Here is a 14,822-nt window from a genome sequence, read left to right as displayed (position 1 = left end):
GCCTGACGCTGCGCAACCCACAAAGCTCCGCGCCAGCCCCCGTTGCCCAACCCGCCCAAACAGGCAAAAACCAAACCCGGAGTCTCGCTCACGCTGGATAAAAGTTGGGGGCAACGTCAGCCTCTCCGGTCTGCTGCATGGGCCGCATGATAAGCGCGGGCGACGTCTTCCATGGAGGTCTTGAACTGCCGGTGCGAAACTTCGAGAGCCATGACGCGGGCGGAAGAGGGCAGGAATGCAGTCAGACCGAGCAGAAAGATCGTAAGGGTCAGCTGGACGGGCATCCCAAGATGGAAAGGCTTTCCCGAGATCAGGACCGACAGGTCGATCCAGGGAAGGATGCCCAGAACGGCGGCTAGCGTTGCGCAGGCGGCGAGGGTGGCGGAAAGCAGCACGATGAGGATGGCCATTCGCTGCGCCAGAAGTTGCGCGTGAGCTAACCATTCCTTCAGATCATGTGAAAACATCAACATGTACAATACCTCTGTCAGTCGGCGGAGCTGCCAGTGCACCAAGTAAGCGCGTTGGATGAGGTGAAGACCAAAAGTTATGTACAACCTTACTTAATTTTTGGCCTCTGGCGTGGCTTGGAAGAACTCCTCTCGCAGGGTAATTGCAACCGAAGCGTGTGCTCGCAGCTATATTTGAACGTTCAATAATCTTGTCACGACTTTTGGACCGGACGAACAGTATGCCAATTTGGCTGGTAGAAAATGATTCAACATCGCGCGTACCATCGAACTGATGCTGACTGCGGCCTGCTTTTGATATACACGGGCGAGGAGGATATCGATCTTTCCAAACTCTACGACTGCTCGGACGATACGTAAAGCAAGCTCCGCGGCTCCGTTCCCGCTTCAGCCTGAGCTACGATTTTTCGACGCTTGCGGAACAGCTACGATCAAGGGCCTCACCACCCGCGAGGCGCAGGCGCTGGTGCGCGGTCTGAGAGTGCTGAACTTTATCTGAAGACGCAAGGCCGGGCTCTGGCCGCCGTCGTATAGCTCGACGATGCAATCTCCCGGCTGCTTGGGAGCCTGAGGCAGTTGCAGCAGCTGAGCATTAAACATTCTCGGAGGTGTGGATGGCTATTGGAATATTGACTCGTTGCGCCCCTGCATCCGGTCCAGCATTATGTGCTTTCACCATAGTGGAAATAATTTCGCGCGCGAAAGTTCTGATAGGGTAGGAAAGGGTCATGGTGATCGTCCCATCGATAAGACCAGCGCGCGTCGCATCGAAAATTTCGTAAGCGACGCAGACGAACTCCTTCGGGCGCGGCCGGTCTCTCAATGCCGCCAATGCACCGGTGATTCCGCCGCCTGAGACGAACAGGCCGCAAAGGTCAGGATGCTCATCAAGAAGTCTCTCGGTCATTTCTCGGGCAATTGCAGCCGACTCAAAGGTCTGGAGCGGCTCTAACACCACAAAACCCGCATTCTGTTCGCGTAGATAGGACCGGAAACCGCTCTCGTTTATCTCTTGGTTTCGATAGCGGTGATTACCCAGCAGAACTCCAATCTTTCCAGGTGTACGGCACGTGTGGTGGAAGGCCCACGCAGCGGTTCTGCCCTTTTTCCAGTTGTCATGACCGATGTAGCCAATGTTACCCTCTGCCGAGAGAGGACCGATGAGTGCCATGACCGGCGTACCGGCCGCTAAAAGGGCGCTAATCGCGTCTGAAATCACCGGATGTTCAGCCGCGACTACACCCACACAATCGCAACGTTGCCCGATTTCGGTAATCTTCCTGGCAATATTGTCAGGAGAGAGGTCGTCAATATAATGCAACTCAATCACGATGTTGGCGCTGACGAATTGCTCAGCCTGGCGGCGTAGGGCATTGCCCAGATCGCGGTAAAACACTCGATGTCCTTGATGCAGGATCACCCCCAAGTTGATCGTTTGGCGTGCCTGCATGACTGATTTCTCGATGCTGCCAAGCCCGTAGAAGCCAATCTTCTCAGCAGCGCCCAATACTAGCTGTCGGGTCGAGCCGCGAACTGAATGGGCGTTGTTGATCACACGGTTCACGGTAGAGATCGATACTCCGGCCTCTCGGGCAACGTCCTTGATGGTGGGTCGTGACATCATAGCTCCCGTCATCTCAGATTGTCTCACTATGTATCATTCCAAGTGCGCTTTGAAACGTTTTGGAACAAAAGTGGTCGAAGCAAATGAACTCTATTGATCGACTACGTGTCAATGGGTCATTCATCATGAGCCCGGCGCAGAGGAGCAGCGGGCAGGGCTGGCCGAGCGGGGAGCGCGGCTGACTGCAAGCGAGAAGACGAGTTTCATAAGTTCGTACGGCACGATGCCGGCGTTCGCCGATGAATTGCGCCGCGAACAGTTATAGGGAGGAATACCGCATGAGACTGACCAAGACACTCAGGGCGACTGTCGCCGCTGCCAGCCTCGCACTGGCTGCGGTGCCCGCATCTGCAGCGGATATCGCAGTGATAGCCGGTTCCATCGAAGACGGCTTTTTCAACCTCATCAAGAAGGGCGTCGATGATGCGACCCTTGTGGTCGAGGCCAATGGTGGCTCGGTCAACTATCTGCGGACGGCGAATTACGACAACTTCGGCCCCGACCTTGTCAACCTGATCAACCAGGCTGTTGCACAGGGCGTCGACGGAATCGCCATCCCCATCTGGGTACCAGAGGCACAAGTTCCCGCGCTGCAGGCGGCGGCCGAGAAGGGCATCAAAATCATGGTGTTCAACTCAGGACTTGATGTGAAAGAGGATGTCTCGGGCATTAATTACTTCGGTTCGGACGAGTTCATCGCCGGCGAGGCTGGTGGACGCTATATGGCCGAACAGGGCGCGACAAAAATTCTGTGTCACATCCATACCCCGGGCGCGGTCAACCATGAAGCGCGTTGCGCCGGTGTCGAGAAGGGGGGCACGGAGGCAGGATCCGAAGTTGTGATCCTGCGGACCCCGGCCAACCTAGACGGAGACATTACCGGTCTCGCTGAAGCGATCAAGTCCGAGTTGATCGCGGATGAAAGCTTCGATGCAGTGATCTCGCTGTCTGCATCGTCCGCAGATGCGTCCACTAATGCAGTGCAGCAGATCGGAGCGGGCGACCGCGTCATGGTTGGAGCCTTCGACCTCAGCGAAGCGGCTCTGAACCGCATCCAGGCAGGCACGCAGAAGATGGCCATCGACCAACTGCCCTATCTGCAGGGCTTCCTCGCGACATCGATGCTGGCAGCTCATATCGACTTCGGAACGGAACTGGCAACCGATCCGGTGCTGACGGGCCCGGCTATTGTCGATGCCTCGAACATCGACACTGCGCTCGCAGGCGTGTCCGCAGGCGCACGCTGATCGAATGCGTCTTTCTCCCGGGCCGTTTCGGCCCGGGAAGTTCCAGGCCCGAAAAGGTTGGCTCGCACGGAGCCGGGCACCGCTCATTGCCGAAAGAGGCTGTTAAGATCATGCAATCTACATCTCAGACACCGCAGGCAGTTCGACCTGCCACCTCGACGCCACTTTCATTTGGAGCCCTCCTTCGGCGCCCCGAAGTCGGCGCCTTCATGGGCATGGTGATCGTTTTCGTGTTCTTCGCCTACTTTGGCTATGATCGAAACTTCTTGTCCCCTTTCGGTGTGTCATCCTGGGTGAACATGGCTTCGACAGTTGGCATGATCGCTATCCCGATTGGCTTTCTGATGATTGCCGGAGAGCTGGATATTTCGATCGGGGCTGTAGTTCCCGCTGCAAAGATGTCCATGGCCATAGCCGTCGGCTACTATGGTTTGCCCGTAGGTGTCGGCTTGCTGATCACCTTTGGCCTTGCCGCCCTGATTGGATGGGTCAACGGGATGCTGGTCACCCGCACCAAGGTGCCATCGCTGATCGTGACGCTTGCAACCCTGTTCGCGGTTTCGGGCCTGACGCTGTTCTTGTCCCTTGCGCTCACGGATACCACCAGCCAGGCCCTGACCTCGCCCGCGTGGGCCAAGTTCGTCTTCGGCGACTACCATGTCTGGGGTCTTCAAAGTTCGGTCTTCTGGTGGCTGGCCATCGCTGCTGTGCTTTACTACATCCTGCATCTGTCGCCCTGGGGGAACTGGATCTTTGCGCTAGGCGGCGACAAGGAAAGCGCCCGCAACGCCGGTATTCCCATCGACAAGCTGAAGATCGCGCTGTTCATCCTGGCCGCCATGGCCGCCGCCCTTTCGGGTGTCTGCGAAGCCATCCTGTCGAACTCGGCGACGACAACCACCAACTTTGCGCTGATCTTCAACTGCATCATCGCCGTGGTGGTCGGTGGCGTGCTTCTGACCGGTGGCTTCGGAACCGTGGCCGGGATCTTCTTCGGAACTGCGACCCTGGCGATCGTGCAGCAGGGGATCGGCTATACACCCTTCGACCGCAACCTCTCGTCCCTCATCATCGGTGTCATGCTGCTGATCGCGGTTCTGATGAACGACACCTTCCGAAACATGGCGACTTCGATGTCCGCCGCGAAAAAGGGGAAGTGATGCCATGACCGAACCTGTCCTTGAAATGAAAGCGGTCGACAAGAGCTTTGGCCCCATCGACGTTCTGCATGAGATCACGCTGAAGGTGCGCGCCGGCGAAGTATTGTGCCTGTTGGGCGACAACGGCGCAGGCAAATCGACCTTGATTAAGACCCTTTCAGGCGTTCACAAGCCGACACGGGGCGAGATGCTGATGGATGGCAAACCGGTCAGCTTCTCGGGGCCGAAGGAAGCCCAAGCCGCAGGTATCGCCACTGTTCACCAGTTCGGCGGCACCTATCCGTTGATGTCAGTAGGCCGCAATTTCTTCATCGGTCAGGAACCGACAAAAGGTTGGGGACCGTTCAAGATCTTCGACCGGCACAGGGCAAATACGATTGCGGTAGAGGCGGTGCAGAATTTTGGCATCACCCGCATCACCGACGGCGATCGCCTGTGCGGTGGGCTTTCTGGCGGCGAGCGTCAGTCCCTTGCCATCGCGCGGGCAGTTTATTTCGGGGCGCGGGTGCTGATCCTGGACGAGCCCACCGCCGCGCTCGGCGTCAAGCAGGCTGCGCATGTGCTCCGCATCGTCGGTGAGGCACGCCGCCGCGGCCTTGCGGTGATCTTCATCACGCATCAGGTGATGCATGCAATGGCCGTCGGCGATCATTTCGCAGTGCTGATCCGCGGGGCCATCGCGGCCGACTTCCGAAAGGGTGAGAAGACACGCGAGGAGATTGCCGATCTGATGGCGGGCGGAGAATCCATGGCCGACCTCGAGGCGTCGATCGAGGGCTACATGCAGACCCGTGGCGGGCATGTGCCGCCTGCATCAACGACCTGCTGACAGAATTGGCGGCGCGCCGACAGGCCGCGCCGCCACGTCTTCGGTGGTCCGGCACTCTCTCCTCCCGGCCGGGCCACCGACCTGACCCAAACCGCCCTACGGAAACAAAGACCATGACCCTGCGGATCGGATGCGTCGGCTACGGAACCGGCGGACGTCACTTTCATACCCCGTTCATCGACGCCGCCGAGGGCTGCGAACTGACCGCGATTGTGGCGCGCGCCGAAAAGACCGCGGCCAAGGCGCGGTCGGATTGGCCCGGCATCCCGGTGTTTCCAAGCCTTGCTGCGCTGATCGGATCAAATACCTGCGACGCCGTGACCATCACCACGCCGCCGCAGACCCGCCGCGAACTGGTTCTGGAAGCCATCGCCGGCGGGCTGCACGTCATCGCCGACAAGCCGTTCGCGCCGTCCGAGAATGCGGCGCTGGAGCTGGACCGGGCTGCTGACGCGGCCGGGATCGTCCTTGGCGTCTATCAAAACCGACGCTTCGACAGCGATCTGCAGACCCTTGCCAAAGTTCTGGAAGGCGGTCGTCTGGGCGAGGTCTGGCGCATCCACTCGCGCATGGATTTCGACGATCCCGCGAGCCTTGAGGCAGGGCCAACCGGCGGCTTGCTGCGCGACCTGGGCAGCCATCTCGTCGATCAGATGATTTATCTGCTGGGTCCGGTGCTGTCGGTCGACTGCCAGATGGACCATCTGAACCTGCCCCAAGGCCGCACGGACGCCAGCTTCACCATGACGCTGCGCCACAAGGGGGGTGCCCACAGCCACATCAACGCCAGCAAATGCAATCATCTGAACCTGCGCGAACTGCGCGCCTATGGCTCGAACGGCAGCTTTACCAGCCGTGCTACGGACGTGCAGGCGCAGCAGATTTTTGCCGGGGAACGGCCTGCGCTTTCGCCCGAAACATGGGGATACGAGCCGGAATCCAACTGGCCGATCCTTCGCGTGGGCGATGACGACGAGACGGTACCAGCCGAGCAGGGTCGCTACCACGATTACTATGCCGCTTTCGCCAGGTCGGTCCGCGACGGAACCGCTCCGCCCGTCACCGCAAAACAGGCAGCCCGCACGATCGCCGTCCTGGATGCCGCACGTCGTAGCGCCGAGATTGGTGCCTCTGTCACCCTCTAGCATACCGCGCGCCGGATCAGGCGCGGTCCCGAAACGCCCCATGGGAGAATAACATGAAATACACCCTGGATCCCCATATGGTCCGCCACCTGTCGCTGGAGGACACAGTCCGCAACGTCGCTGAGCTGGGCTATGATCACATCGAAATGTCGCCTCGCCCGGATTTCTTCTCATGGTGGACACGACCGAAGCTTTATCCCGAACGTATCCAGGCGTTCAAAAAGGCGCTCAAGGACCACAATGTTGGGCTTGCGACGATTCAGCCCATGTACCGTTGGTCCTCGCCCTATGCCGACGAATGGGATATGGCGATCTCCAACTGGAAGCGCGCTATTGAACTTGCCGTCGAGCTGGAGTGTCCGATGTTCGTATCGGAGTTCGGCCGCGGCGGGTCGCCCAACCGCTCGTTGAACGACAACAGCGGCATCCACCGCCCGGAGGTCTGCGAAGGCCAGTTCTTCCGCGCCATGGACGTTCTGGTGCCAATTCTGGAGCGCGAGGGCATCAAGCTGTCGCTGGAGGCCCATCCCGAGGACTGGATCGAGGAAATCCATCCAGCCGTCGACATCATCAAGACGATCAACTCGCCGATGGTCCGCGCATCTTTCATCGCGCCGCACACGTTCTTCTATGGTCCCGACATGCGGTCGAACCTGCTCGCGACGGCCGGATTGCTGGAGCACGTGCGCCTTGCCGACACCTATGATCATAACAAGTCGTCGCAGCTGCGGTATATCGTCAACCCGCCGGAATCGAAGGTGCGCGTGCACCAGCATCTGGATTACGGGCAGGGCGAAATCGACTGGGACCTGTTCTTCCAGACCCTGGCTGAACTGAAGTTCGACGGGGTGTTGTCGAACTGCGTCTTTGGCTGGGAAGACCGTGCCGAGGACAGCGCGCGTTTCATGCTGTCCGAAACCAAGCGTTACGTCGAAAAATACGGAGTGGGCAAATGAGCCTGAAGGTCGGAGTCATCGGGACCGGCATGATCGGCCAGGACCATATCCGCCGCCTGACCAAGGTGCTGAGCGGGGTGGCGGTGACCGCCGTTGCCGACATTTCGCGCGAACGTGCCGAAGCAGCCGCGCCCGACGGTGCGGCGGTCTTCGACGACCCCCTGGCGCTGATTGCATCGGATACGGTCGATGCTGTGGTGATCTGCTCCTGGGGTCCCGCGCATGAAGAACAGCTTCTGGCCTGCATCAACGCCGGAAAGCCGGTCTTCTGCGAAAAGCCGATGGTTACCAGCGAGGAGTCCGCGCTTAACGTCATCAAGGCGGAAACCGCATTCGGACGCCGTCTTGTGCAGGTGGGATTCATGCGCCGGTTCGATGCCGATTACCGTCGTCTGAAGGCCGTGATCGATGGCGGCACCCTTGGCGCGCCGCTGATGTACAAGTCCGTTCATCGAAATGCGTCGGTCCCGGCGGGGCTTTATACATCGGACATGCCGCTGAATGACACGCTTGTCCATGACGCGGACATCTCGCGCTGGCTCTTGTCGGACGAGGTAACCGGGGTCGAGGTCCGTCTTCCGCGCCATTCGACCATCGGAGGCGATCTGCGAGACCCGCATATCGTGCTGCTGCACTGTGCCTCGGGCGCCATCGTGATCGTCGAGATCTCGGTCAACATCGCGTACGGCTATGACATCCGGGGCGAAGTGTCGTGCGAAACCGGCGTTGCGGCACTTCCAAACCGGCCCGCGACCGTCGTCAGCGACGCATACGGCACCAGACAGGCCATTCCCGAAGATTGGCGCGAACGCTTCATCGAAGCCTATGACCAGGAGTTCCGCGAATGGATCGTCGCGGCAGCGCAGGGGACCGCAACCGGACCTTCGGCCTGGGACGGCTATGCCTCGACCCTGGTCGCGGATGCCGCGCTGCGCGCCGTCGAAAGCGGGGCACATGAAAAGATCAGCATGATCGAGAAACCGGCGCTTTACGCCTGAGGATGTGACAATGAAACTTTCCATCTGTACCGATGTGATGGGCGATCTGTCCTTTACCGACATGCTGGACAAATGCGTCAAACTGGGGGTCGAGGGCATCGAGATGACGGGCGGCGGGTGGTCCCCGGCGCCGCATTTTCGCGCCGACATGCTGTTGGCCGACCGGGACGAACTGAAAAGGCGTCTGAAGGAAATCGAAGCCCGCGGGCTGCAGATCGCCGCGCTGAACTGTTCGGGCAATCCGCTTGATCCGGGCGCCATGGGCGAAAAGCACCGCAAGGAGATCGAGGAGACCTTTACCCTTGCCGGTGAGATCGGCGTCGAAAAGATCGTCACCATGTCCGGCCTTCCCGAGGCGGCCCCGGGCGACACGGTGCCCAACTGGCTCGTTTACACGAAAAGCTGGCCCGACGAGATGCCTGAACGCGACCGGTATCAGTGGGAGGACCGCGCGTTCCCGTATTGGCGCGGGCTGGTCGAGCATGCGGGCAAGGTGGGCGTCAAAAGGATCGCGTTGGAAAACTTCTCGGCCATGCTGGTCTGGAACCCGGAGACCCTGTTCCGGCTGCGGAACGAGGTCGGCGACATGGTCGGCATGAACCTCGATCCGTCGCATCTGTTCTGGAAGGGGGCTTGCCCGATCGCCGTTGCGCGTGCGCTCGGCCCGGCGATCCATCATGTGCATGGCAAGGACACCCGCATCGAACGCGGACTGTGCGACGTCAACGGCCTTCTGGAGACGAAAGAAGTCACCGATGTTGCCAATCGTGCCTGGAACTATGTCGCCGTCGGCGCAGGCCACGACCTGCAATGGTGGAAAGAGTTTTTCTCGGTCATCGGTATGATGGGCTATGACAGTTGGGTGTCGCTGGAGATGGAGGATTTCACCATGTCCACCGAGGCGGGCATCCAGTCCTCGATCGATGCGCTGCGGGCCACGATTATCCGCTGACACCGCGCAGCCCGCACGCGCAAGGAGTGTCCGATGTACAAGTTCATCATCACGATCGACTGCCAACCCGGCACACGGCCGAAGATTCTTGCGCGTGCGCCGGCGGCACAGGCCGCGACGCGGGCCGAGCCAGGCTGTCTTGCCTATGACTTCTATACCTGCACCGACGATCCCGAGAGGCTGGTCTTTGTCGAGACGTGGAAAGATCGCGCGGCGCATGATTTCCATATGGAACAGCCGCATACCCAGGCGTTCATCGCCTTTCACGAACAATTCCATCGCTGTCTTACGTTCGAGACCATCAATGTCGCGGGCTGAATTCACGTTCGTTGCAGGTCACGGGCCGAGAGGTATTCGAACATGGGGGATCACATGAACAAGACGCTGGACGTCATCACCATCGGCCGCGCCGGGGTAGATCTATACGGAGCGCAGATCGGCGGTCGGCTCGAAGATATGGGGTCGTTTGACAAGTACATTGGGGGATCGCCCACCAATATGGCGTGCGGAACTGCGCGGTTAGGGCTGAGATCGGCGCTGCTGTCGCGCGTTGGCGATGAGCACATGGGCCGCTTCATCCGCGAGGAACTGATCCGTCACGGGGTCGACGTGACAGGGGTCAAGACCGATCCTGAACGCCTGACTGCGCTGGTTCTGCTGGGAATTCGCGATCAGGAGCAGTTCCCGCTGATTTTCTATCGAGAGAACTGCGCGGACATGGCGCTGTGCGTCGATGATGTGGATGAAGACTTCATCGCCTCGGCCCGCGCTGTGGTCGCCACAGGTACGCATCTGGCGCACGAAACGCCGCGAGCGGCGGTGCTGAAGGCGCTGGAACTTGCGCGCAAGCATGGCGGTCGGACCGCGCTGGACATCGACTATCGCCCGAACCTGTGGGGCGTGGCCGGGCATGGCGACGGCGAGAGCCGATTCGTGGAGAGCACGCGGGTGACGGAAAGTCTGCAGGAAACGCTGCATCTGTTCGACCTGATCGTCGGCACCGAGGAAGAGTTCCACATCGCGGGCGGATCTACCGACACGATCGCCGCATTGCGGGCCGTGCGCGCGGTGTCGCAGGCCACGCTGGTCTGCAAGCGCGGGCCGATGGGTGCGGTGGCCTTTACCGGTACGATCCCCGACAGCCTGGATAAGGGCCAAACCGGACCGGGTTTCCCAATCGAGGTCTTCAACGTGCTGGGGGCAGGCGACGGCTTCATGAGCGGCCTTCTGAAGGGTTGGCTTGATGACGAAGCGTGGCCGGTGGCGCTGAAATACGCCAATGCCTGCGGGGCCTTTGCGGTGTCGCGGCATGGCTGCACCCCGGCGTATCCATCCTGGGACGAACTGCAGTTCTTCTTTCAGCGAGGCATTACCCGCCCCGACCTTCGCAACGACACCGAACTGGAGCAGGTCCATTGGGTCACGAACCGGCACGGCGACTGGTCGACATTGCGGACCTTTGCCTTCGATCACCGGATGCAGCTTGAAGAAATGGAAGGCTATACCCCAGCCAAGGGCGGCGCCTTCAAGGAGCTGTGCCTGAAGGCGGCGCTGAAGGTGCAGGACGGCCGGGATGGCTATGGCATCCTGTGCGACAACCGCATCGGGCGGCGCGCGCTGCATGCCGCCAGCGGCTCGGGGCTGTGGATCGGCCGCCCGACCGAACTGCCCGGTTCCCGCCCGATCCGGTTCGAGCCGGAATTGGGCGAAGATCTGGGGCAGTTCCGCGAATGGGCGCGGGAAAATGTCGTCAAACTTCTGGTATTCTGCCACCCGGATGATGATGCCGTCATGCGCGAATTGCAGGAGGAGCGGGTCAAGCGGCTTTATACCGCCGCGCGACGCAACAACCTGGAGTTCCTGCTGGAGGTGATCCCATCCAAGGTTGCGCCCGTTGATGACGATAGCAGCGCGAAACTGATCCAGCAATTCTACGACATCGGGGTCTATCCCGATTGGTGGAAGCTGGAGCCGTTTCGCACGGAAGCGGCATGGACCAACGCGGTGGAGGCCATTGAGCGCAACGATCCGCGGGTGCGCGGTATCGTTGTTCTGGGGCTTGACGCGCCAGAGACCGAGTTGGCCGAAAGCTTCGCCTTGGCCGCGCGGCAGCCGCTGGTGAAGGGTTTTGCCGTCGGTCGGACGATCTTCGGCGATCCGGCACGGGCATGGATGGCGGAATCGCTGTCCGATGACGACGCCGTGGAGCAGATGGCCGATCGCTTTGAACGGTTGTGTGCGCTGTGGGATGGTGCGCGTATGCAGGCACGGCTGAACGCCGCCTGAAGGTCAGGGGCTCGCGCCCCGGTGAAACACGGTCTGAAAGAGCAGGTTCTTTCAAGCAAACGATGTAAAAGGGTGCCGAGATGAGCACGATCAGACTGACTGCTGCACAGGCCATGGTGAAATGGCTGTCGGTCCAGATGACGGAAGATGGCGAACGGTTCATCGACGGCATGTGGGCGATTTTCGGCCATGGCAACGTTGCCGGCATGGGTGAGGCGCTGCACGCCTATCGTGATGTCTTCCCGACGTGGCGCGGCCAGAATGAACAGAGCATGGCCCATGCCGCCATTGCCTATGCCAAGGCGAAAAAGCGGACGCGGGCGATGGCAGTGACCTCCAGCATCGGGCCGGGCTCGACCAATGTGGTGACGGCGGCGGCGTTGGCGCATGTGAACCGCCTGCCACTGTTGATCGTGGCAGGCGATGTCTTTGCCACCCGCCGCCCCGATCCGGTGCTGCAGCAGGTCGAGGACTTCGACGACGGCACGGTGTCGGCCAATGACTGTTTTCGCCCGGTATCAAGGTACTATGACCGGATTTCGCGGCCCGAACATATCCTGTCGGCCCTGCCGCGCGCGCTGCGGGTGATGACGGATCCCGCGAATTGCGGCCCCGCCACTTTGGCCTTCTGCCAGGATGTGCAATGCGAGGCCTATGACTACCCCGAGGCGTTCTTTCAGCCGCGGGTCTGGCATATCCGCCGCCCGCGCCCTGATCTGGACGAGCTGGCACGGGTGACGTCGCTGCTGCGCAGCGCGAAGCGGCCGGTCATCATCTCGGGCGGAGGCACCCTTTATTCGCAGGCCGAGGAGACGCTTGGCGAATTCGCCGACAAGCATCGCATCCCGGTGGCGGAGACGCAGGCGGGCAAATCCGGCCTGTCACAGGATCATCCGATGAATTTCGGTGCATCGGGCGTGGACGGCTCGGCCGCCGCAAACACGGCATTGCAGAACGCCGATCTGATCATCGGTGTCGGGACGCGCTTTCAGGATTTCACTACCGGATCGCGCACCTTGTTCGGCCAGGACGCCAAGCTCGTCTCGATCAACATTCACGGCTATGACGCCGCCAAGCACGGCGCGGAAAGCCTTGTGGGCGATGCCAAGGTGACATTGCAGGCGCTGTCGGAGATGCTTGGGGATCATCGCGCCGACGAACCGGACATGGGGGCGCGCCAGGACTGGCTGCGCGCAGTCGATACCTATTGCGCACGCCCCAACGATCAGGCGGCCAAACCTACCGACGGTCAGGTGATCGGCGCGGTGCAGCGCGCGACTGGCGACGACGCGGTCGCGATGTGCGCGGCAGGCACGATGCCGGGCGCGCTCAAGCTGCTGTGGAAGCCGTCGCAGGGCGGCTATCACATGGAATATGGCTATAGCTGCATGGGCTATGAGGTGGCAGGCGCGATGGGATTGAAGCTGGGGGCACCCGATCGCGATGTCCTGTGTTTCGTCGGCGATGGCAGCTATATGCTGGCCAACTCGGAACTGGCGACGGCGGTGATGCGGCGCATCCCCTTTACCGTCATCTTGACCGACAATCGCGGATATGGCTGTATCAACCGGTTGCAGACCATGGGCTGTGGCGGCGAGCCGTTCAACAACATGTATGTCGATTGCAATGTCGAGGTTCAGCCCGAGATCGACTATGTCATGCATGCCGCCTCGATGGGCGCTCACGCGGTCAAGGTGGGGGGCACCGATCAACTGGAGGCCGAGATCAAGGCCGCGCGCAGCCGCAGTATCCCAACGGTCATCGTCATCGAGACGGTGGCCAAGGATTTTCCTGGCACCGGCCTGGAAACGACCGCGGGCGAACACGGATTCTTCTGGGACGTCGCCGTGCCGCAGGTTTCCGACCGGCCAAAACAGCGCGACCGGTTCGACGAGTACCTGACCCAGATCGCCAATGCCCGCCTGTTGAACTGAACAAAAGGACAGAACATGAGCCATCTTCTAAAACGTCCTTTCGGCACGCATGGCAAGGTCCATCAGATCACGCCCGAGAGTGCGGGCTGGCGCTATGTCGGGTTCGACCTGATCCAGCTGCGCGCAGGTGAAAAATGGGCCGACGCCACCGGCGACACAGAAGTTATTCTGGTCATGATCGAAGGCAAGGCCAAGGTTCATGCCGCAGGACAGGATTGGGGCCAGCTGGGCGAGCGGATGAATGTCTTTGAAAAGACACCTCCCCATTGTCTCTATGTTCCGAACGGCCAGGACTGGTCGCTGGAAACCACCACCGATGCGACCATCGCCATCTGCAAGGCGCCGGGCAAAGGCGGCCACCAAGCCCGCCGCATTGGCCCTGATGGCATCACCCTGACCCAGAGAGGCAAGGGCAGCAACACGCGCTTCATCAACAATATCGCCATGGAGGCCGAGGACTACTGCGACAGCCTGCTGGTCACCGAGGTCTTTACCCCGGCCGGCAACTGGTCTTCCTATCCAAGCCACCGCCATGACGAGGACGATTTTCCCCGGATCACCTATCTGGAGGAAACCTATTATCATCGCCTAAATCCGGCCGATGGGTTCGGCATCCAGCGGGTTTATACCGACGATCTTTCCTTGAATGAAACCATGGCAGTCCACAACGGCGACGTTGTCTGCGTGCCGCGGGGCCACCATCCATGCGGTGCGCCACACGGTTTCGAGATGTATTACCTTAACGTCATGGCGGGCCCTCGCCGCAACTGGCGGTTTGTCCCGGCTCCGCAAGTCGAGTGGATCATGGAATGCGGTGCGGATTAGGCTCTAAACTCCTTGGTTTCAAGCAGTTGGCATGATTCAGGCACCGCAAGGAGACCTGAACGATGAGCGATTTTTTGACGGAGACTAAGATGGAGCGGCTGCGGCCGATCTTGTCTGACGTCAGCGCCCATGGGACAGATTAGGTTGATTGCGAGACGGAGGGGTTCTGGCTCATCGTAGCTTTTATGGAGCGAAGATGAGCAAGAAGCCCATGACGAGGCGCTGTTGCATGAAGCGTTTGAAGATCAGATTTCCCCTTTCCCGTCTGAAGTCAGCGTAAGCATTTGGCGAGGGCGGCCGCAGTTGTGTTAGCTTGATCAGAGCCGCGTTGTGGAGGTTTTGGGTTTCCGTGGTTTTGGCGCCCACTTCTTTGAAAGGCGTTCGAAGTTGTCGAGG

The 14,822-nt window shown here is 60.4% G+C and carries 14 protein-coding genes; 11 read left to right on the top strand and 3 right to left on the bottom strand.

Features of this window, described 5'->3' with window-relative positions:
* Positions 1-116 precede the first annotated feature (116 nt).
* Both OC184_RS17570 and OC184_RS17565 read right to left on the bottom strand, forming a co-directional pair.
* Entirely contained in the window at positions 117-410 is a 294-nt protein-coding gene (locus OC184_RS17570; protein ID WP_265508454.1) for a hypothetical protein, read from the bottom strand.
* 652 nt (positions 411-1,062) lie between these two features.
* On the bottom strand, positions 1,063-2,091 hold the full coding sequence (locus tag OC184_RS17565; protein WP_265508453.1) for a LacI family DNA-binding transcriptional regulator: 1,029 nt from the start codon (positions 2,089-2,091) through the stop codon (positions 1,063-1,065).
* Between the two features lie 281 nt (positions 2,092-2,372).
* On the opposite strand from OC184_RS17565, the gene OC184_RS17560 reads away from it, so the two are divergent.
* The 11 genes from OC184_RS17560 (at position 2,373) to iolB (ending at position 14,426) form a co-directional block, all read left to right on the top strand.
* Positions 2,373-3,341: a substrate-binding domain-containing protein gene (locus OC184_RS17560; RefSeq protein ID WP_265508452.1), complete on the top strand. Its 969-nt coding sequence runs from the start codon at positions 2,373-2,375 to the stop codon at positions 3,339-3,341.
* Positions 3,342-3,451: 110 nt separating this feature from the next.
* Positions 3,452-4,501: an ABC transporter permease gene (locus tag OC184_RS17555; RefSeq protein ID WP_322630226.1), complete on the top strand. Its 1,050-nt coding sequence runs from the start codon at positions 3,452-3,454 to the stop codon at positions 4,499-4,501.
* Between the two features lie 4 nt (positions 4,502-4,505).
* Complete coding sequence (locus tag OC184_RS17550) at positions 4,506-5,330, top strand: ATP-binding cassette domain-containing protein (protein ID WP_265508450.1); 825 nt, start codon at positions 4,506-4,508, stop codon at positions 5,328-5,330.
* Between the two features lie 113 nt (positions 5,331-5,443).
* Positions 5,444-6,475, top strand: a complete 1,032-nt coding sequence (locus OC184_RS17545; protein WP_265508449.1) for a Gfo/Idh/MocA family protein — start codon at positions 5,444-5,446, stop codon at positions 6,473-6,475.
* A 53-nt stretch (positions 6,476-6,528) separates the two neighbouring features.
* Positions 6,529-7,431 carry a sugar phosphate isomerase/epimerase family protein gene (locus OC184_RS17540; RefSeq protein WP_265508448.1) on the top strand — a complete coding sequence of 301 codons (903 nt, stop codon included), beginning with the start codon at positions 6,529-6,531 and terminating at the stop codon, positions 7,429-7,431.
* Positions 7,428-8,429: a Gfo/Idh/MocA family oxidoreductase gene (locus OC184_RS17535; protein WP_265508447.1), complete on the top strand. Its 1,002-nt coding sequence runs from the start codon at positions 7,428-7,430 to the stop codon at positions 8,427-8,429. The genes OC184_RS17540 and OC184_RS17535 overlap by 4 nt, the downstream gene beginning before the upstream one ends.
* Positions 8,430-8,439: 10 nt before the next feature.
* Positions 8,440-9,381: a sugar phosphate isomerase/epimerase family protein gene (locus OC184_RS17530; protein WP_265508446.1), complete on the top strand. Its 942-nt coding sequence runs from the start codon at positions 8,440-8,442 to the stop codon at positions 9,379-9,381.
* A gap of 33 nt (positions 9,382-9,414) precedes the next feature.
* Complete coding sequence (locus OC184_RS17525) at positions 9,415-9,699, top strand: putative quinol monooxygenase (RefSeq protein ID WP_265508445.1); 285 nt, start codon at positions 9,415-9,417, stop codon at positions 9,697-9,699.
* Positions 9,700-9,753: 54 nt separating this feature from the next.
* On the top strand, positions 9,754-11,667 hold the full coding sequence (locus tag OC184_RS17520; protein ID WP_265508443.1) for a bifunctional 5-dehydro-2-deoxygluconokinase/5-dehydro-2-deoxyphosphogluconate aldolase: 1,914 nt from the start codon (positions 9,754-9,756) through the stop codon (positions 11,665-11,667).
* Positions 11,668-11,747: 80 nt separating this feature from the next.
* Entirely contained in the window at positions 11,748-13,601 is a 1,854-nt protein-coding gene (gene iolD, locus OC184_RS17515; protein WP_265508442.1) for a 3D-(3,5/4)-trihydroxycyclohexane-1,2-dione acylhydrolase (decyclizing), read from the top strand.
* Positions 13,602-13,616: 15 nt separating this feature from the next.
* Positions 13,617-14,426 carry a 5-deoxy-glucuronate isomerase gene (iolB, locus tag OC184_RS17510; protein WP_265508441.1) on the top strand — a complete coding sequence of 270 codons (810 nt, stop codon included), beginning with the start codon at positions 13,617-13,619 and terminating at the stop codon, positions 14,424-14,426.
* A 183-nt stretch (positions 14,427-14,609) separates the two neighbouring features.
* Here the strand turns inward: iolB and OC184_RS17505 are convergent.
* A partial coding sequence (locus OC184_RS17505) for a hypothetical protein (protein WP_265508440.1) occupies positions 14,610-14,822 on the bottom strand: 213 nt, incomplete at its 5' end.

The organism is Paracoccus rhizosphaerae, assembly GCF_026162645.1.
Lineage (GTDB): Bacteria > Pseudomonadota > Alphaproteobacteria > Rhodobacterales > Rhodobacteraceae > Paracoccus > Paracoccus rhizosphaerae.
Note: the sequence above shows the minus strand (reverse complement) of the source record. Positions and strands in the feature narration are given on the sequence as shown.